The organism is Acidobacteriota bacterium (assembly GCA_016713675.1).
Classification (GTDB): Bacteria; Acidobacteriota; Blastocatellia; order Pyrinomonadales; family Pyrinomonadaceae; genus OLB17.
The window spans coordinates 1,310,150-1,327,603 of record JADJOS010000001.1; the positions used below are offsets into that span (position 1 = coordinate 1,310,150).

Annotated in this window: 16 protein-coding genes; 10 read left to right on the plus strand and 6 right to left on the minus strand. The window is 51.9% G+C overall.

The features are described 5' to 3' along the window. Positions 1-1,251: a nickel-dependent lactate racemase gene (gene larA / locus IPK01_05970; GenBank protein MBK7933037.1), complete on the plus strand. Its 1,251-nt coding sequence runs from the start codon at positions 1-3 to the stop codon at positions 1,249-1,251. Here larA and IPK01_05975 read toward each other — a convergent pair. After that, positions 1,248-1,772, minus strand: coding sequence for a hypothetical protein (locus tag IPK01_05975; protein ID MBK7933038.1), 525 nt, complete (start codon positions 1,770-1,772; stop codon positions 1,248-1,250). The two genes, larA and IPK01_05975, sit on opposite strands and share 4 nt — an antisense overlap. 206 nt (positions 1,773-1,978) lie before the next feature. On the opposite strand from IPK01_05975, the gene IPK01_05980 reads away from it, so the two are divergent. Together IPK01_05980 and IPK01_05985 are read left to right on the plus strand one after the other, a co-directional pair. Continuing rightward, positions 1,979-3,997 carry a DUF1800 domain-containing protein gene (locus IPK01_05980; protein ID MBK7933039.1) on the plus strand — a complete coding sequence of 673 codons (2,019 nt, stop codon included), beginning with the start codon at positions 1,979-1,981 and terminating at the stop codon, positions 3,995-3,997. 67 nt (positions 3,998-4,064) lie between these two features. Next, entirely contained in the window at positions 4,065-5,084 is a 1,020-nt protein-coding gene (locus IPK01_05985) for a serine hydrolase (GenBank protein ID MBK7933040.1), read from the plus strand. On the opposite strand, the gene IPK01_05990 is transcribed toward IPK01_05985, so the two are convergent. Both IPK01_05990 and IPK01_05995 read right to left on the minus strand, forming a co-directional pair. Continuing rightward, a complete protein-coding gene (locus tag IPK01_05990) occupies positions 5,081-5,635 on the minus strand; it encodes a glycosyltransferase family 4 protein (protein MBK7933041.1) in 555 nt (184 codons plus the stop codon). The two genes, IPK01_05985 and IPK01_05990, sit on opposite strands and share 4 nt — an antisense overlap. A gap of 13 nt (positions 5,636-5,648) precedes the next feature. Beyond that, positions 5,649-6,194: a glycosyltransferase gene (locus IPK01_05995; GenBank protein ID MBK7933042.1), complete on the minus strand. Its 546-nt coding sequence runs from the start codon at positions 6,192-6,194 to the stop codon at positions 5,649-5,651. A gap of 80 nt (positions 6,195-6,274) precedes the next feature. Here IPK01_05995 and IPK01_06000 point away from each other — a divergent pair, with 80 nt between their 5' ends. The 3 genes from IPK01_06000 to IPK01_06010 are packed head-to-tail and all read left to right on the plus strand — an operon-like array spanning position 6,275 to position 9,307. Then, positions 6,275-7,216 (plus strand): glycosyltransferase family 2 protein, encoded by a 942-nt coding sequence (locus IPK01_06000; GenBank protein ID MBK7933043.1) that lies wholly within the window; start codon positions 6,275-6,277, stop codon positions 7,214-7,216. 7 nt (positions 7,217-7,223) lie between these two features. Beyond that, positions 7,224-8,048 carry an ABC transporter permease gene (locus IPK01_06005; protein ID MBK7933044.1) on the plus strand — a complete coding sequence of 275 codons (825 nt, stop codon included), beginning with the start codon at positions 7,224-7,226 and terminating at the stop codon, positions 8,046-8,048. 17 nt (positions 8,049-8,065) lie between these two features. Beyond that, complete coding sequence (locus IPK01_06010) at positions 8,066-9,307, plus strand: ABC transporter ATP-binding protein (protein ID MBK7933045.1); 1,242 nt, start codon at positions 8,066-8,068, stop codon at positions 9,305-9,307. Here the strand turns inward: IPK01_06010 and IPK01_06015 are convergent. Continuing rightward, positions 9,304-10,281: a class I SAM-dependent methyltransferase gene (locus IPK01_06015; GenBank protein MBK7933046.1), complete on the minus strand. Its 978-nt coding sequence runs from the start codon at positions 10,279-10,281 to the stop codon at positions 9,304-9,306. The two genes, IPK01_06010 and IPK01_06015, sit on opposite strands and share 4 nt — an antisense overlap. Positions 10,282-10,364: 83 nt before the next feature. Here IPK01_06015 and IPK01_06020 point away from each other — a divergent pair, with 83 nt between their 5' ends. Both IPK01_06020 and IPK01_06025 read left to right on the plus strand, forming a co-directional pair. Beyond that, positions 10,365-11,612: a hypothetical protein gene (locus IPK01_06020; GenBank protein ID MBK7933047.1), complete on the plus strand. Its 1,248-nt coding sequence runs from the start codon at positions 10,365-10,367 to the stop codon at positions 11,610-11,612. 6 nt (positions 11,613-11,618) lie between these two features. Further along, on the plus strand, positions 11,619-13,286 hold the full coding sequence (locus tag IPK01_06025; GenBank protein ID MBK7933048.1) for a glycosyltransferase: 1,668 nt from the start codon (positions 11,619-11,621) through the stop codon (positions 13,284-13,286). Here the strand turns inward: IPK01_06025 and IPK01_06030 are convergent. Continuing rightward, a complete protein-coding gene (locus IPK01_06030; GenBank protein MBK7933049.1) occupies positions 13,274-13,993 on the minus strand; it encodes a rhomboid family intramembrane serine protease in 720 nt (239 codons plus the stop codon). The two genes, IPK01_06025 and IPK01_06030, sit on opposite strands and share 13 nt — an antisense overlap. Then, a complete protein-coding gene (locus tag IPK01_06035) occupies positions 13,994-15,403 on the minus strand; it encodes a dicarboxylate/amino acid:cation symporter (protein ID MBK7933050.1) in 1,410 nt (469 codons plus the stop codon). A 99-nt stretch (positions 15,404-15,502) separates the two neighbouring features. Between IPK01_06035 and IPK01_06040 the strand changes: the two genes are divergently transcribed. Both IPK01_06040 and IPK01_06045 read left to right on the plus strand, forming a co-directional pair. Continuing rightward, on the plus strand, positions 15,503-16,927 hold the full coding sequence (locus tag IPK01_06040) for an FAD-binding protein (protein ID MBK7933051.1): 1,425 nt from the start codon (positions 15,503-15,505) through the stop codon (positions 16,925-16,927). Positions 16,928-16,952: 25 nt separating this feature from the next. Then, entirely contained in the window at positions 16,953-17,453 is a 501-nt protein-coding gene (locus IPK01_06045) for a histidine phosphatase family protein (protein MBK7933052.1), read from the plus strand. The last annotated feature ends 1 nt before the right edge of the window (position 17,454 follow it).

The window sequence follows — 17,454 nt, forward strand, 5'->3', positions numbered from 1 at the left end:
ATGCCCGTGATCGATCTAAAATACGGAAGAAAATCGATCGCGTTCGAATACGACGATGATCGCTGCGACATTCTTGGTCAGCACCAAGACGTCGAAGCGCTGTCGGACATCGAGATCGGACAAAGGCTCGATGCGCCGATCGGCACAAAACCGCTCGAAGAGATCTTTGGCCCGGGCGAAAGCATTCTGATCGTCGTGCCTGATGCGACAAGGCAAACGGCCGCCGGGCAGATCGTTAATCTCGTGGTACGCCGCCTTATCGCAAACGGTTCGCTTCCGTCTGATATCACGATCATCTTTGCTACCGGCATTCACCGCAAGGTAAATGAGGCCGAAAAGTCGGAAATATTGACGCCGTTCATCGCACAACGGATCAAGACCCAAGACCACGACCCGCGAGACCTGGCAAAGCTCGTTCGGCTCGGCGAAACAGCCGGCGGAATTTCAGTCGAACTAAATCGGGCGTTGGTCGATTTCGATCACACCATTTTGGTAGGCGGCATCTCGTTTCATTATTTCGCCGGTTTTACAGGAGGGCGAAAGCTCATCTGTCCCGGACTGGCTTCGTCAAGTACAATTTCGGCAACCCACAGGCTGGCGTTCGATTGCGAAAAAAAGTCGCGTCGCGAAGGTGTAGACTCCGGGTTACTTGACGGAAACGTAGTTCATGAGGCGTTCATGGAGGCAGTAAGCAAGATCAGACCGCCATTTGCGATCAGCACGATCGTAAATTCAGCGGGCGATGCGGTCGATCTGTTTTGCGGTGACTGGATCGCGTCACACCGGGCGGCCTGTGACGTTTTTGCAAAACGCCACACGGTCAATATCGCTGAAAAACGAGATCTCGTGATTGTAAGCTGCGGCGGGTCGCCGCATGACATAAACCTGATACAGGCACATAAAGCTCTCGAGGCGGCATCAAATGCCTGCAACGAAGGTGGAGCGATCGTGCTGCTTGCCGAATGCGCGGGCGGCCTGGGCCGCGACGACTTTCTGAAATGGTTCGCCGCGAGCGATAGCGGCATGCTTGCCGAGAGCCTCTGCAAAAAATATCAGGTCAATGGCCAAACAGCATGGAGCCTGCTCAAAAAAGCCGAGAGATTTGATATTCGCGTAGTGACAAGCTTGGACGACAGTTCCTTGGCAACGATGAGGATGACTGCCGAGACGTCATTTGCAGGACTTGGAAAAGAACGGGGCTTTATTATCCCGGAAGGAGCCCGCACCTTGGTCCGGGCTAAGCAAGTCTAATTAACGCTGAAGGTCCGCCCGATCGAATCCGTCTGGCCGCGTAAAGAACGCATCGAGTCTTGAAAGCCCGTGAACCGGATAACATAGACTGTGGTATCGTTGGCTCGAAGGTAATAAAAACGTCCGCTCATTGACCTGCCGGCTTTGACATAATCGAAATTGAAAACAAGCCCCGACAGTCTTCCTCGAAAGTTCTCGTCTTTTCCGGCAATAAAGCCGGGCAAGAACTGTAGTTTTTGCTCTTCGGTGTTGTGTACGAGATCGGTAAGGATCTCGTTCTTTTGTACTGCAATCCGCCGTATCTCGAGATGACCGTTCAAGCGGTCGCCGTATACATATTCGACGTTCGGGCTAGATGCTGACGGACTCACGGTTTTTTTCCATTTGGCGTCAGGGAGCTTAAAAGTGTAGTCGGCATTGGGGTCGGTAAACGTTTCTTCCTGTCCGAACGCAAACGTCGAGAAGATCATCAAAACCGAAAGTATCGCGAATATTGAAAATTGCTGTCGTTTCATCTTCATAGTATCTTACCGCAGACCGTTACGATTTCAACCAATTCTTCGCAGAATTACGACAGCTTTGATGCACACTGACCGGTGATTGTTGTACTGATATATGTCCGTGGCCGATCTTAGGACCGCGAAGTTTTTCGCCTTTTGGCATAGTGCGGGCGTCTAACTGTCCAGGGGACAAGATAATGCTTTCATAATTTAGAGGTACGCTTCTCATGAGAAATAGATATTCAATACAGCACCGATCTTTTGCCATTCTAATGGCTCTTTCACTGATATTTCCGATCTTTGCCGCAGGCAACACGCCGGTTTCGACCGCAAAACCGTTGACAGACGAGCAGAAGATAATGCATGTTCTCAATCGGCTTGGCTTCGGAGCACGTTCCGGCGACGTCGAAAAAGTAAAGGCCGTCGGCCTCCGCAAATATATAGAACAGCAGCTTGATCCTGCATCGATACCGGATACAGTGGCTGAAAGTAAGGTCAAGGGCCTCGATGTGTTCGGAATGTCAACGGCAGAGCTGTTTGCCAAATATCCAAATCCCGGAGCGCTCTTGCGACAGATCGAAGGTGCCAATAACACTCAGGCAAGAACGAACCAGCCAAATACACAGGCGCAAGCCGATCCCGCAGATATGACCGACGCTGACCGCAAAGAGCGTCGTCAAAAGATCGCGGCACTCTATGAGGAGTACGACTTGAAACCTGCGGCTCAGATAGTCCCGCAGATCGCCGCGAACCGCGTCCTGCGTGCAGTGTACTCAGAGCGGCAACTGCAGGAAGCAATGGTAGATTTTTGGCAGAATCACTTTAATGTTTTTGCCGGAAAGGCAGCTGTTCGCTGGTACATCCCGAGCTATGAGCGTGACGTTTTGCGGCCTAACGCTCTCGGGAATTTCAAAGACCTTTTGATCGGCACTGCGCAGCATCCGGCGATGCTGTTTTTCCTCGACAATTTCGAGTCGGTCGCGCCGAACGCTCAGGCCGGTGGAAACAATGCCAATGCCCAGCGAATACAACGGCTGATCCAGAGCGGAGGTCAATTACCGCCGCAGGCGCGTGAGCGTTTGAAACAGCAGTATCGCGTAAACGATGCCCAGCTTGACCAACGTCTAAAGGAAATGCGCACTGCTCCTCAGCCGGCACAACAAGGCCGAAAACGCGGGATCAATGAGAACTACGCTCGTGAATTAATGGAATTGCATACCTTGGGTGTCGACAATGGCTACACGCAGCAGGATATTATCGAAGTTGCAAAGTGCCTGACCGGCTGGACCATTGCAGATCCACGCGGCTATCGAAGAGCTGCCGCGAGCATGATACAAGGCACCGAAGATAAGCGGCTCGGAAGGCTGCAGCGTCTTCAAGGCGTTCCTGAGGATGTGGAGAGCGGGGAGTTTTACTTCAATTCGCGGGCACACGTCACCGGGCCAAAGACCGTTATGGGCCAGAAGATCGACGAAGGCGGGATCAAAGACGGTTTGAAGGTGATGGATATCCTTGCAAACAGTCCGGCAACGGCAAAATTCATTGCCCGAAAACTTGCCGTCAAGTTTGTCAATGATAACCCGAACGATGCATATGTCAGTCGGATCGCCGATGCCTTTCACAGATCGGGCGGCGATATCAAAGCGACGCTCAAGGCAATGTTCTCTGACAAAGAGTTCTTCGCTACGGAAAATTATCGTGCAAAGATCAAGACTCCGTTTGAACTTGCTGTCAGCTCGATCCGCACGCTCGGTGCCGATACAAACGCAAGTCCGGCTCTGCTCGCGATGCTGAACAAGCCTGGTGAAGTGCCGTACGGCTATCAAGCCCCGACCGGCTATCCTGATACTGCCGAGGATTGGGTCAACACCGGAGCATTGCTCGAACGCCTGAATTTCGCGGTTGCGATAGCAAGCAACCGGATCCCGGGAACTCGAGTAGACCTCAATGCGTACGCGTCCAAAGGTAAGGCAAAGATCCTCGATCAGGCGATCGAATCCATCCTCGACGGCGACGTTTCGGCCGCGACGCGTGCGAATTTGTTGAAGCAGCTCGAACAGCCGCTGCCTGAGGTTAAAGCCGGAAAAGAACTTACCGACAATGCTATGGCCGTCCCCAATATGCGTGACGGACAGGAAGGCGGCCGGCAAAACCGGCAGGCCCGTTTACTAAATCCAAGCGGAGATCCCGAGGTGTTCAAGGCGATCAGTCTCGTTCTCGGCACGCCTGAGTTCCAGCGTCAGTAACATCATGTTTTTCCACCTCAAGCCGGTCGTCAATTGATTGATAGCCGGCTATTTTTATTAGCTGAATATGAAGTACTTATATATAGTTTCGATCTTATTTGCGTTTGGCCTGGTTGCGGCCGGGCAAACAAAGCCTGCGATGACCGATAAACAAAGGTTTGATCTTGCGGCAGAATATTCGCGGGAAAACCGAGGCGTTTCGGTTTTGGTTATCAAAGGAGCAAAGATCGTGTTCGAAGATTATCAGAACGGAAGCACTGCGGAAACGCCGAACTTTCTGGCGAGCGGAACAAAATCGTTCTCCGGCGTTATGTTAGCAGCGGCGATAGAAGACAAATTGATCTCCGGCTTTGACGAAAAGGTCTCAGACACGATCTCCGAATGGAAAATGGACAAGCGAAAGTCGCAGATCACGATCCGTCAACTGCTTTCGCTCACAAGCGGAATTGACGCCGGTCAGATCGGCCGCGTGCCTACATATAGCGAGGCCATTGTTTCTGACGTGGTCGCGGATGCCGGAAAAAGATTTGAATATGGCCCGGTGCCGTTCCAAATATTCGGTGAAATAATGACCCGAAAGCTGAAAATAAAGAACGAGTCGTTGATGGACTATCTTAAACGCCGCATTCTCGACCCGATCGGCCTAAAGGTCGCATTTTGGCGAATGCCAGGCAATCAGCCGATTTTGCCGCAAGGCGCAAGCCTGACCGCTCGTGAATGGGCCAAATTCGGGCTGCTCCTAAAAGATGGCGGAAAATGGAACGGAAAGCAGATCGTCAAAACCAAACTTCTCGACGAATTGGTCAAGGGCTCGGCAGCGAATCCGGCGTACGGCCTGACCTTCTGGTTAAATCAACAAGGCAAAGACCCACGCGGCCGAACGAACACTCGAAATGTTATGACCGAGGTCAGCGAAAATGGCATCATTGAAGGTCTCGAGGACCTATACATGGCAGCTGGTGCGGGCAATCAGCGGCTTTATATCATACCTTCGCTCGACATGGTGGTCGTCCGCCAGGCCCAATTTGGTAAGTGGAACGACAGGGAATTCCTTAGCAGATTGATACTTGGGAGATCAGCAAATTAGGCCTTTTGCAGATCCTCATATAGTTTTTTGAGGTCTCGCAGGTGCGAATAGATACTTAGATTCTCTATCGCAAATTCCTTAGCCTTCCGGGATAGCCGCTCTCGACGTGCCGTGTCGCCGAGCAACAATAATATCTTCTCAGCGAGCACTTCGGCATTGCCGGTTGGAAATACCTCGGCATATTCGCCGTTTTGGGAGGCCTCCAGATGCGGATCGATGTCCGAGACGATCATTGACGCTCCGGCCAGCATGGACTCAGAGATTGCGACCGGCAGCCCTTCGTGAAAGGACGAGAGGATCGAAATATCAAGTTCGGCCAAAATATCGGGAATGTCATTTCGCGAACCGAGAAAGCGGACATTTTCGCTGATCATGTTCGAGCTGCACAGTTCGACACAAGCAGCCAACTTGTCTTCCGCGCCTGTTTCGACCCCGCCGACAAAAACACAGTGTGCATTCGGTATCTTTTTGACAACGGCGGCCATTGCCTTCGCAACAGACAATTGGTCCTTCCGGCGATCACGGTAAAAATTCGCGATCATTCCGACCAATGGTGTTCCGGCATCAATGCCGAGTTCGGCACGAAGTGAATTGCCCCCCGGAAACGAGCCTTTTCGGATCTGCTCCGTTGTATATCAATGAGAATTTCTTCGAAGTTTCAAGGTTGTCCTTTTCACGAAGCCATTCTTGCAGTCCGCGGCTAACGACGATATTGGCATCCATTCGCGGGATCACGAACTTTGCTGCCGCGCGGTTCTTCCGGTCCTGAATAAAGCCCTGAAAACTTAACACTTTTCGTACATTTGCCAGTCCGCTCGCTGCGAGCCAGAGATGGATCCCATCGACGGGTTGATAGCCGTGCACGATCTCTATCTGACGTTCCTTGATGATCCGTCGGATATTGAGGGCAAGAAACGGATCAACAGGCAGCCGTCGCTGAAGCCGGACGACCTCTACCCCTGAATCGCGAAAAGCACTTTCGAGTCCGCCGCCGCCGCCGGCTGCAACCGTCAGATCGATGCCGTGATCGGCTGCATTGCGGGCAACATCCAGAGCCTGCATTTCGGCCCCGCCGCGTCCGAGCGTATCGAGGAAATGTAGAACTCTCATAAGAACCGTACCGTTCGAATTGAATGCGATATGCGGGGCCTGATTAACAATTTATCCGTAACGAACTACAATTACTTACAATGTCTGAGATCACCGTCGTGGTTCCGTCATTCAACCATGCCGCATTTATCGAGCGCACGCTGCGGTCGATATTTGCGCAGACCCACGAACCCAAAAAACTGATTGTAATTGACGATGGCTCGAAAGACGAATCGGCGGTCATTGTCGAACGCGTGCTGAAGGAATGTCCGTTTCCGAGCGAACTGATCGTCCGCGAAAACCGCGGGTTATCCGCAACTCTCAACGAAGCGTTCGCGATGGCGGACGGCGATCACTTTGCGTACATAGGTTCAGACGATGTTTGGAAGCGGTCAATGCTTGAGGAGCAGATATCGCTTCTTGATTCTCGGCCCGACGCAGTTCTGGCTTTTTCCCACGCATATCTTATCGATGAGGACGACAATATTATCGATTCGACGGCTAACTGGACGGATTTCGCCGACGGCGACATGCTTCCGACTTTGTTGCGAGGGCAAATTTTCTCGAGTCCCGGCGTGGTCTATCGACGCCTCGCGTTGGAGAGGCATCGATGGAACGAGGGCTCGATCCTTGAGGATTATGAGCTATACTTGAGGCTTGCTTGTGACGGAGAGTTTGCCCGCAATCGCAATGTTATTTGCGGTTGGCGTCAGCACGGCTCAAACGTCAGCAGCGATATGCCGAAGATGCTCGAGGAGTGGATCGCCGCGCAAGACCGCGTCGCAGATCAACTGCCATTAAGCCGCGAGGAACTCGACCGGATCCAAATGGAGCTGAAATTCGAGACAGTTGCGGGTCTCGTCCGCGGAGGCTGCAAACGCGAAGCTGTCAGAATTTTCAGAGAGAATATAGGCGGAGCACGATCGCTCTCGCAAATAGCTAAATTGCTCGCGAGGCTTGCCGTTCCGCGAACTCTGTTCCATGCGAATCGAGAACGTAAGCGTCGCAAGTCGATAGCCGCCTACGGGAAAATGACTATCTGATCGGACGATGCCTGATAACGAGATCACAATCATCGAACCAAACCGGCTGCTCAAGAGCCTTGAGCTGCGCGATCTGTGGCGCCATCGTGAACTGCTGTTTTTCATGGTCTGGCGCGACGTGATGATCCGCTACAAGCAAACGTTCATAGGCGTCGCATGGGCGATCCTGCAGCCGGTGCTGACGACTGCGGTATTCACCGTGATATTCAGCAATTTTGCTCGATTTGATACATCCGAAGTGCCATATCCGCTGTTTGCTTTGAGCGGGGTGATGATCTGGCTTTTCGTCCATACCTCGATCACGATGGCGAGCAATAGTTTTGTAACAAATACCAATCTCGTCACGAAGATCTATTTTCCGCGTCTGATATTGCCGCTCGCTGCTACGATCGCAGCACTTACGGATCTCATATTCAGCCTTGTGATCGCGATAATGCTGATGTTCTATTTCGGTGTTGCTGTTACGCCGCAGGTGCTTTATGCACCGTTGTTCCTGTTGCTCGCGATCTTGCTTGCTGCGTCGCTCGGCACGCTGTTCTCAGCCCTCAATGTCCGTTTTCGTGATGTGAAATTTGCGTTGCCTTTCTTACTGCAAGTTTGGATGATCGCCTCGCCGATCTTTTACCCGACCAGCTTGCTTTCCGAAAAATGGCGGCTTGTTTTCGCCGTTAATCCGATCACCGGCATCCTCTCCGGTTTTCGGTCATCGCTGTTCGGCACGAGTTTTGATTGGCAGGTGGTCGGAGTTTCAAGTATCTCGATCATCCTGATCGCGGTGATCTCTCTATTGGTATTCAAATGGATGGAGGACGATTTCGCGGACATTGTTTGATCGGCGGCCCTTAAACGATGAGAGTACTTCGTGCTGAAAATTTATCCAAGCTCTACTACCTTGGCGACCGCCTTCCAAATTCGCTGCGCGAAACGATAACGAGTTTTCTGCGCTCGGCACGAGCGCGAGACCGGCAGGAAAAGGACACATTGTGGGCACTAAAAGACGTCAGTTTCGAGGTGTCGGATGGCGAAACTCTCGGCATCATCGGTTCTAACGGGGCCGGTAAATCGACGTTGCTCAAGATACTTTCCCGCATCACAAAACCGACCAGTGGACGAGCTGAGATCCGCGGCCGCGTCGGTTCGCTGCTCGAGGTCGGGACCGGTTTCCACAACGAACTGAGCGGCCGCGAGAACATCTATCTCAACGGTGCGATCCTCGGCATGAAACGTGCCGAGATCAACAAAAAGTTTGATGAGATCGTTGATTTTTCCGAGATAGAACGGTTTCTGGACACACCGCTCAAGCACTATTCGAGCGGTATGTATATGCGGCTCGCATTTTCGGTCGCCGCGCATCTCGACCCTGAGGTGTTGATCGTCGATGAGGTCCTCGCTGTCGGCGACATAGGTTTTCAGAAGAAATGTCTCGGAAAGATGCGTGACATCGGAGAATCCGGCCGAACCGTGCTCTTTGTGTCGCACGACATGAACGCGATCTCGCGGCTCTGCAAACGCGCGATCTGGCTTGAGCATGGCGAGGTCAAGAGTGACGGCGAGGCTGCGGATGTCGTCAGCAATTATTTGAATGAACAAACCGAGACGGGCTCGGAGCGAACTTGGGAAGATGCGGCAAAAGCACCCGGGAACGAAGTGGCAAAGCTGCGAAAGGTCCGAGTTTTGGATCACGAGAAAAGTCCCGGTTCGACCTTTGATATCAAACAGAGAATTGGTATCGAAATGACATTCGATGTGCTGTCAAATGACAAGGTTCTCGTGCCAAACCTGCATTTTTACAATGAGCAGGGCACCTGTATTTTTGTTTCGCATGACTGGAATAGCAAATGGCGTACTAGTTCGCGCCCGGCTGGAAGATACAAAAGTACGGTCTGGATTCCGGGCAACTTTCTCGCCGAGGGTACGATCTTCGTCACCGCCGCTCTGTCGACCTATAAACCTCTGATCGTACATTTTGTCGAGCGAGATGCCGTTACATTCCGAGTTGTTGACAGTCTTGACGGTGATTCGGCGAGAGGGGATTATTCCGGGGTCTTGCCGGGCGTGGTAAGGCCCGTTCTCGAATGGGAAAACAGTTAGATCTTTTTGAGGTAAAAGGCCGCTTGGTCACCTTGGCCTTTTTGGTTCAGAAGTTCGGATGCACGCTCCCATTCTCTGATCTGCTCTATAGAAAAAACAGTTCCAATATTCGGATAGTTATGTGTTCGCGGATCGTTCAGCGGAATGTCGAGTTTGTATTGCTCGCTTCCCCAGAACTGCATCGCTTCCGAATCATATACGACCTTCTCCACAACAAATCCATGATTCTCTGCAAATTCGGTGAAACCGCTTTCACTAAACAAAAATAAATGTCGCGGCGCATCTAATTGGACCCAGTCGGGACCGTATTTCTTCCATGCGGCGTTCACGACGGGCATGCGGATCAAAGCGACGCCGGAAGGTGAAAGAAGTCGTTGTATTTCAGCGAGAGCCAACGCAGGGTCGGGCAGATGTTCGAACGAATGATTGAGCATCACTAGATCGAAAGCAGGTTCAAGATCCGCGAGGCTGCCTTTTTTTATCTCAACGCCGGAGGAATATCGAATATCACTATCAATGAAAGCGTCAGCCCCCAAAAGCCGGCGAAAACCAAGATAATGCAAAGTTTGAAGCAGTCTTCCCGTGCCGCACCCGAAATCCAATATCCTTGAATCCAGTGTCAACCGTACCGGAAGATCATGAAACGATCGGGGGAATTGAGTTGCGAACCATGGCTTGATCTGCAGCACCATCCGACCGAGAATTCCGCGGCCGCTGAGCAGGTATTTGCCGACAGATCTCGCGACAATTCGCCTTCTTAATGTATGGGCAAGCGGGACGTCCTCGGCGTTGCCGAGCGACAAGTAATCTTTCGGATAGTGCCGCCGAAGATCCGGAACCTCTTCGATCTGAAGCGTGCCGCATTGAGCGCATTCAAAATAGCCGAACGACTCGCGTGTTCCAAACATCATTTCGCGAGCCGTGAAACTTCGATTATAATTAGCGTTTCCGCAGATCTGACACACCGTGGCCATTTAGATTGAGATTAAACCAATCGGCGTCATGATGTGAAATCCAAACTCCGGAAAACCCGAAGGCAAACAAATTGAACTTGTTGATGAAATTAACGGAACGTGGCCGCACAGTATTGATGCACGTGTTCGTGTCCTTTGCTGCGTTCGGCATTACCGTCAGTCATCGGCCCGATTCAATGCTGAATCCGCAATTTTGGGCTGAAGACGGCAAAATGTGGTTTGCCCAGGCATATAATAACGGGATCGTTTACTCTCTATTTACCACTGAGGCCGGATATTTCCAGACCATTTCACGCCTGGTCGCTGCGATCGCCCAGTTTGTGCCGTTTGCTTATGCTCCGTTCGTATTCAATTTTGCTGCAATATCCATAAAGGTCCTTGTAGCAAATTTCATACTTTCATCGAGGTTGGCAAACGCCGTTCCCAATATTTGGGGACGCGGGTTTCTGGCGTTCATTTATCTGGCATTGCCGCATTCGTTCGAAACTACAGCAAATCTGACAAATGCCCAATGGCACCTTGCTTTGCTTGCGTTCTTGATCTTGATCTCGTCATCCAGCGAAAAGCCGGCTTGGAAGATATTTGATGTTGTGATGGTCGCGCTGTCGGCGTTGAGCGGCCCGTTCTGTATTTTGCTGCTGCCGATCGCTGTGATCACATATCTGAAAACGAGAGACAACAGGATCGCCCCTCTGGCTTTGATCTTGCTTGGTGCAGCGTTCGTTCAGTTGACCTGTATTTTTCTGATCGGCCGCCCGGCATATGCGCCGCTCGGAGCTGAGATTGGTCTTTTTTTCCGGATCGTTGGCGGGCATCTTTTCTTTGATGCGATTTTTGGTGATAGGAATTACGGCCGCATGATCAGTTATGGTTGGTGGAACGACATATTGGCAGCGATCGTAGTCGCGGCCGGTTTAATGGCATCAGCATATGCATTTGTTCGTGCGAAATTCGAATTAAGAATGCTGTTGGTCTTCGCCGCGATGGTGGTTACTGCGGCGTTGATCTCGCCGGTGATCAGCCGCGACGTTCCCCAATGGGTCGCTATGTGGCCCGAGACCGGCGGGTCGAGATATTGGATGATCCCGATCTTCGCATTTCTGGCATCGATCTTTTCAATTGCGGTTGATAGAGAAAACAAGCTACCCAGACGTGCCGCAGTTTTGGTCTTGTTGCTTTCGTCGATCGGCGTCATAACTGATTGGTCGCATCCTAAATTTGCTGATCTGGATTTTCAGGGACATGCCTTGAGATTTGAGGCAGCCTCGGCCGGCGAAAGCGTGATAATTCCGATAAATCCGAATTGGGAGATGACTCTGGTCAAGAAGTAATCCGGCATGACCCTGATACAAAAATTCACGACGCTCGGAACTGCAATTCGTTTTCACGGCATAAGCGGTGCGATGCCGCATATTTCAACTTTTTGGAGAAAATTCGGTGATCGACGTGACTACCAAAAACTGATCAAACAGGACGAGATATCCACAAAGCTGCGTGAAGAGTTACGGTCAAAGGTCGGAAAATTCGATTCGCGGCCCCTCATATCCATCATTCTGCCGGTTTACAACGTTGACGAAACATGGCTGCGGAAGTGCATTGATTCGGTCATTGCACAGGTCTACCCAAACTGGGAGTTGTGTATTGCTGACGACGCGTCCACACGGCCATATATCCGCCCGATGATCGAAGAATATATTGGCAAGGACCAGCGTATCAAAGCGGTTTTCCGCCCCCGGAACGGTCATATCTCAGCCGCATCAAATTCGGCACTTGAGTTGGCTGCAGGTGATTTTACGGTGCTGCTCGACCACGACGACGAGTTGTCGGAGGACGCTCTTTACTGGGTCGCCAGCGAGTTGAACGAACATCCGGAAGCGGAGATGATATACAGCGACGAAGATCTGATCGACGAAAAGGGGCGGCGATCCGACCCAAAATTCAAGCCCGATTTCAGCCGTGATCTTCTCTACTCGCTAAATTTGGTCACCCACCTTTCATCCTACAGAACCGACCTGCTGCGAAAGATCGGCGGATTTAGGATCGGTCTCGAGGGCAGTCAGGACTATGACTTGGCATTACGGGTGATCGAGCAGATACCTGAAACTGCTATCCGCCATATTCCACGCATTCTCTATCACTGGCGCACTATACCGACCTCAGTCGCCGGAAATACCGGTGCGAAGCCATACGCATTTGCAAAGGCACGCGAAGCGATCGGATCGCACTTCGATCGAACCGGTATCGAGGCGACCGTTGAGGCAGTGATCGGTGATCTTAATCGGGCACAATATCAGTTGCCCGATCCGCTTCCGCGGGTATCGCTTGTCATTGACGCCGGGAACGCCGATCCGTTCGGCAGCAGAACCGACTATCCGGACCTCGAGATGATCGCGGTTGACACCGCCGGAAAATTATCAACGCGTCTTAACTCAGCCGCTGAGTTATCGACTGGGCAGGTTTTGTGTTTTGTCGACGGAACACTTAACCCGTTGTCGCCTGATTGGCTCCGTGAAATGGTCTCGTTGGCAATGCAGCCAAAGATCGGAGCGGTTGGGGCAAAGCTGCTGAGTACAAACGGCGGTATCGACCAGACCGGCCTTATTTTGGGAGGGAGCGATCTTGTCAGAAAAGCACATTTTGGATTTCCGAATGATCATAATGGCAATTTTTTTCGGGCGGCCCTTATCGGAAACTACTCAGCGGTTTCGAGTCGATGCCTCGTCATTCGTCGGTATGCTTTTGAGGAGATGAACGGTTTTGACGACAAACATTTTGCAGGGAATTTCTTCGACGTGGACCTTTGCTTACGCCTTTGGGAACATGGGTATAGGGTAGTATATACGCCGTATGCTGAATTGATCGAAACTTATAAGAGACTCCAGATTCCGGTCAATGAAGCCGAAAGGGAATATCTCCAAAGCCGTTGGGAGAGTCAGTTGAAACACGACCCGTTCTATAATCCGCATTTCACGGATGAAGGTGAGACATTTCGCTATCGGGTCTGATCAGGCCTGCCCAAAGCGAAAAGCCTGATCAACGCAAGCCCCGCGATAAAGCCTCCGATATGTGCTGCATACGCGACACCGCCGCCGCCCGACGGCGTCAAATAACCGAGGACAAGCTGATAGACGATCCAGATGCCGATAGCAACGAATGCCGGGACTGTTGTCGCAAAATGGAAGATGATCGCCCTCACCGATCGTTGCGGGAACAGCATTAAATAACCACCGAGCACGCCCGAGATCGCGCCCGAAGCACCAAGCATCGGAATGATCGAATCGGGCCCCATTACGATCTGGCCAACCGCTGCCGCAAGCCCGCAAATGATGTAAAAGAACGCATATCGAATGTGCCCGATACGGTTCTCGATGTTGTCACCGAAAATAAATAAGAACAGCATATTTCCGACGATATGCATGACGTCGCCGTGCATGAACATCGAACTTAGGAAATTAAAATATACCGGCAGCGGTGTTGATTGGTGGTTTACTTCACCGATCATCCTGCCGGCTGTATCTCTAATTTCAACGAGCCCTTGTATATCGATCCCCGACAGGATCTCCCGCGGCACCAACGAAAAAGCGTAAGTGAACGCATCGTTGCGGCCAAGCTGCTGGAGCAGCAAAAATACGAGGATATTTATGCCGATGAATGCGTAGTTCACCACCGGTTGGATCCGCCTGTCAGAATTGTCGTCGCCTATCGGAAACATTTAGGTGCTCGCCTCAGGTGTCGTCTTCAGCAGCTCATAACCCTCACTTCTGGCGACAAATGTCGCTGCCGTCAGGTCTCCGACAACATTGAGCGTCGTACGGCACATGTCCAGAATACGGTCAACGCCGAGAATGATCGCGATCAGGGCCGGATCGATACCTATCATGGCAAGGATGCCGATAATGAATGGGATCGAGCCCGACGGGACGCCTGCCGTACCAATTCCGCCGAGGATCGCCAGATACACGACCATCAACTGGATACCAAGTGTAAGATCCGCACCCGCAAGCTGGGCAAGAAATAAAACCGTTACACCTTCGTAAAGAGCAGTTCCATTTTGATTGGCGGTCGCTCCAACGGTTAACACAAAGCTGTTTATCTCCTTGGGAACACCAAGATTCTCTTCGGATACCCGCAATGCCGTCGGCAGTGTCGCATTCGACGAAGAAGTCGAAAACGCCGTAACGATCACAGTCCAGATACGACGGAAAAAGTCTATCGGGTTCATCCTCGAAAGAAACCAAACGGAGAGTGAATAAACCCCAAAGAAATGCAGGCCAAGACCCAACAGAACGGTGGCGACAAACCAAGCAAGCGACCCGAGCAGATCGATACCAAATTGGGCGATGTTATTAAAGATCAGACACGCCACGGCATACGGCGCAAACTTCATAATGATATCGATGATCTTTGAGGTGATCGCAAAAAGCGATTCCATCACACTGACAAATGGCGACGAAACGGGTGCGGGAAGAAGTGTGATAGCGACACCGATGATCAGCGCGAAGAACATGATGTGCAGCATGTTTGGATTTTCGCCGGCGATCGAATTGAAAACGCTCTTCGGCACGATCGTTTTAACGGCCTGCATCAGTGCCGAATCAGTCTTTGCAGCCTCGGCTGCTTTTATCTGTGCCTCGGTCGCCGTTTTTGCACCGCTGCTGAATTTCTCCTTGAGCTGTGTTGCGATCTCAGGGCTGATCCGCTCGCCGGGCCTTATCGTGTTTGCCAGGCCGAGACCGATGACGACCGAGATCGCTGAAATGATCAGGCAGTATGCAAATGATTTGAGGCCGATACGGCCTAGTTTGCGAATGTCGCCAATGCCCGAAACGCCGACCACAAGCGATGAGAACACCAGCGGAACGACGATCATCAGCAAAAGGTTAAGAAACAACGTGCCGACCGGCTGGGTGATATTTGAGATCGTCCACGAAACGCTTTCGTGGGCGCCGCCCCACACCTGATTTGCAACGAGGCCGCCTATCACTCCGACCAAAAGGCCGATCAGGATCTTAGTGTGCAGAGCGATGCCTTTTGGTTTATCCGGCGTCTTATCGTCCAGATCGGTCGCTATTTCGCGGTCATACGCATCGCCGGAAAACTGTTCCTTGTCCTGTTCACTCATTTAACTAAGCTCCTGTTTCGGTGGTTGAAAATTTAGAAATTTGAGTGAGTTTAGCAGAAGTTAAGCTATTTTGGTAAATTTGCTACGATTGAAGCAGCGATGTTCGAATCTATTCATTTTCATTCACACGGCCGTGTGACGACCAATGCTTCAAACCCTGAGGTATTGGAGAAATTGCGTACGATAGTCGGTGACGAAAACGTCATCGTTGCCCCGGAAAAGGTCGAGCCCTACGGTGCCGATGCGGTGAAAGAGAAGTTTCCGCCCGAGGCGGTCGTTTTTCCTGCGTCAACGGCCCAAATGGTTGCGATATTAAAGCTGGCCAACGAATACCTCTTTCCGGTGACGGCCCGCGGCGGCGGTGTTGGGTACACGGGCGGGGCGGTTCCGGTCGATGGCGGTATCGTGATCGGTACGGATCGGATGAACGAGATCATCGAGATCAACGTCGATGATCTTTACGCGATCTGCCAGCCTGGGATCACTACGTTCGAATTGCAGCAGGCAGTCGAACGGTACGGCTTAATGTTCGCTCCCGATCCGGCGAGCTACAAAGACAGCTTTATCGGCGGCAACATTGCCGAAAATGCTGGCGGAATGCGAACCCCGAAATATGGCGTGACCAAGCACCATGTCCTCGGCCTCGAGGTCGTAACCGCGACCGGCGAAGTGATCCGCACCGGCGGCAAGACGGTCAAGAACGTCGTTGGCTTTGATCTAACAGGCCTCATGTGCGGCAGCGAGGGAATGCTCGGGATCATTACCGAAGCGACGCTCAAACTGCTCCCGATGCCAGAGGCGACCTCGACCGTGCGCGCCAATTTTCACTCGATGGAAGCCGCCTGCAAGGTGCTGACCAAATTCACGCCTGAGGGCCTGCTCCCAATGGCAATGGAGGTCATCGACAAATTTTGCGTCGCCGCGGTCGAGGAGAATTTTGCGTTCGGCCTGTCCAAAGATGCGGAGGCGATATTGCTAGTCGCCGTCGATGGCTCAAAACAAGAGGTCGCCAAAAATGCCGAAACCATCGAACGCATTATCGCCGAAAACGGCGGCTTCGACATTCTCCGAGCCCGATCAAAAGAAGACGAAGACAAACTCTGGGACGTCCGCCGTGCGATCAGCCCAAGCTTAATGAAATACGGCACGCTCAAGATAAACGAGGATGTCGTCGTCCCTCGCTCGAAAGTTCCAGAACTCGTCGCCGAGATCGAACAGATCGGCAAACGGCACAACACATTCGTCGCCAATTTCGGCCACGCCGGCGACGGCAATATCCACGTCAATTTCGTCATCGACCGCGATGATCCGGACGCCATCGAAAGGGCCCGCAAATGTGTTTCCGAAACATTTAAGCTTTCGGTCGAATTGGGCGGAACCATCTCCGGCGAACACGGCATCGGCTATGTAAAGTCGGGCTATCTGGGATATGCTCTCGACCAACCGACGATCGAAATAATGAAAGGGATCAAAAAGGTATTCGACCCAAATGGCATCCTAAATCCCGGAAAAATGTTTGTTTAACTGTCAGAAAAGTAAAAACGTAAATATGAGAAAACTCGCGTTAGCCGTGTTGTGCTTGACGTTCCTAGCAGGATTCGCCTTTGCCCAGAACAAGACGATCATCCTCGTCCGTCATGCGGAAAAAAACGCACCGGTCGAGGGTGACAAAGGCGATGTCGATCTGTCGAGCGACGGGCGTGACCGCGCGTTGCGGTTCGCTAAGGTAGCAAAGCGTTTCCGGCCCGGCGAGATCTTTGCGACCGCCTACAAACGCACACAGCAGACGGCCGAGCCGATCGCAAAGCTTCGCGGCAAAGCGATCCAGATCTACGATGCCGCCAAGCATCCGGAATTGATCGACCTTATCCTGAAAAGCAAATCTAAACGATTCGTCATCGTCGGCCACAGCAACACAGTGCCGTTCCTCGCCAATCTGCTTGCCAAAAAAGAAGTGTTCAAGCAGTTGCCCGATACGGAATACGGCGTTGTTTGGGTTATTCGGATAACAAACGGTGTCTTCAAAAAGCTTGAGGTTTATCCATACTAAG

Excerpts from the sequence above, each read along its gene's own strand:
- larA (MBK7933037.1), top strand. The coding sequence starts at position 1 with ATGCCCGTGATCGATCTAAAATACGGAAGAAAATCGATCGCGTTCGAA.
- IPK01_05975 (MBK7933038.1), bottom strand. The coding sequence starts at position 1,772 with ATGAAGATGAAACGACAGCAATTTTCAATATTCGCGATACTTTCGGTT.
- IPK01_05980 (MBK7933039.1), top strand. The coding sequence starts at position 1,979 with ATGAGAAATAGATATTCAATACAGCACCGATCTTTTGCCATTCTAATG.
- IPK01_05985 (MBK7933040.1), top strand. The coding sequence starts at position 4,065 with ATGAAGTACTTATATATAGTTTCGATCTTATTTGCGTTTGGCCTGGTT.
- IPK01_05995 (MBK7933042.1), bottom strand. The coding sequence starts at position 6,194 with ATGAGAGTTCTACATTTCCTCGATACGCTCGGACGCGGCGGGGCCGAA.
- IPK01_06000 (MBK7933043.1), top strand. The coding sequence starts at position 6,275 with ATGTCTGAGATCACCGTCGTGGTTCCGTCATTCAACCATGCCGCATTT.
- IPK01_06005 (MBK7933044.1), top strand. The coding sequence starts at position 7,224 with ATGCCTGATAACGAGATCACAATCATCGAACCAAACCGGCTGCTCAAG.
- IPK01_06010 (MBK7933045.1), top strand. The coding sequence starts at position 8,066 with ATGAGAGTACTTCGTGCTGAAAATTTATCCAAGCTCTACTACCTTGGC.
- IPK01_06015 (MBK7933046.1), bottom strand. The coding sequence starts at position 10,281 with ATGGCCACGGTGTGTCAGATCTGCGGAAACGCTAATTATAATCGAAGT.
- IPK01_06020 (MBK7933047.1), top strand. The coding sequence starts at position 10,365 with ATGAAATTAACGGAACGTGGCCGCACAGTATTGATGCACGTGTTCGTG.
- IPK01_06025 (MBK7933048.1), top strand. The coding sequence starts at position 11,619 with ATGACCCTGATACAAAAATTCACGACGCTCGGAACTGCAATTCGTTTT.
- IPK01_06030 (MBK7933049.1), bottom strand. The coding sequence starts at position 13,993 with ATGTTTCCGATAGGCGACGACAATTCTGACAGGCGGATCCAACCGGTG.
- IPK01_06035 (MBK7933050.1), bottom strand. The coding sequence starts at position 15,403 with ATGAGTGAACAGGACAAGGAACAGTTTTCCGGCGATGCGTATGACCGC.
- IPK01_06040 (MBK7933051.1), top strand. The coding sequence starts at position 15,503 with ATGTTCGAATCTATTCATTTTCATTCACACGGCCGTGTGACGACCAAT.
- IPK01_06045 (MBK7933052.1), top strand. The coding sequence starts at position 16,953 with ATGAGAAAACTCGCGTTAGCCGTGTTGTGCTTGACGTTCCTAGCAGGA.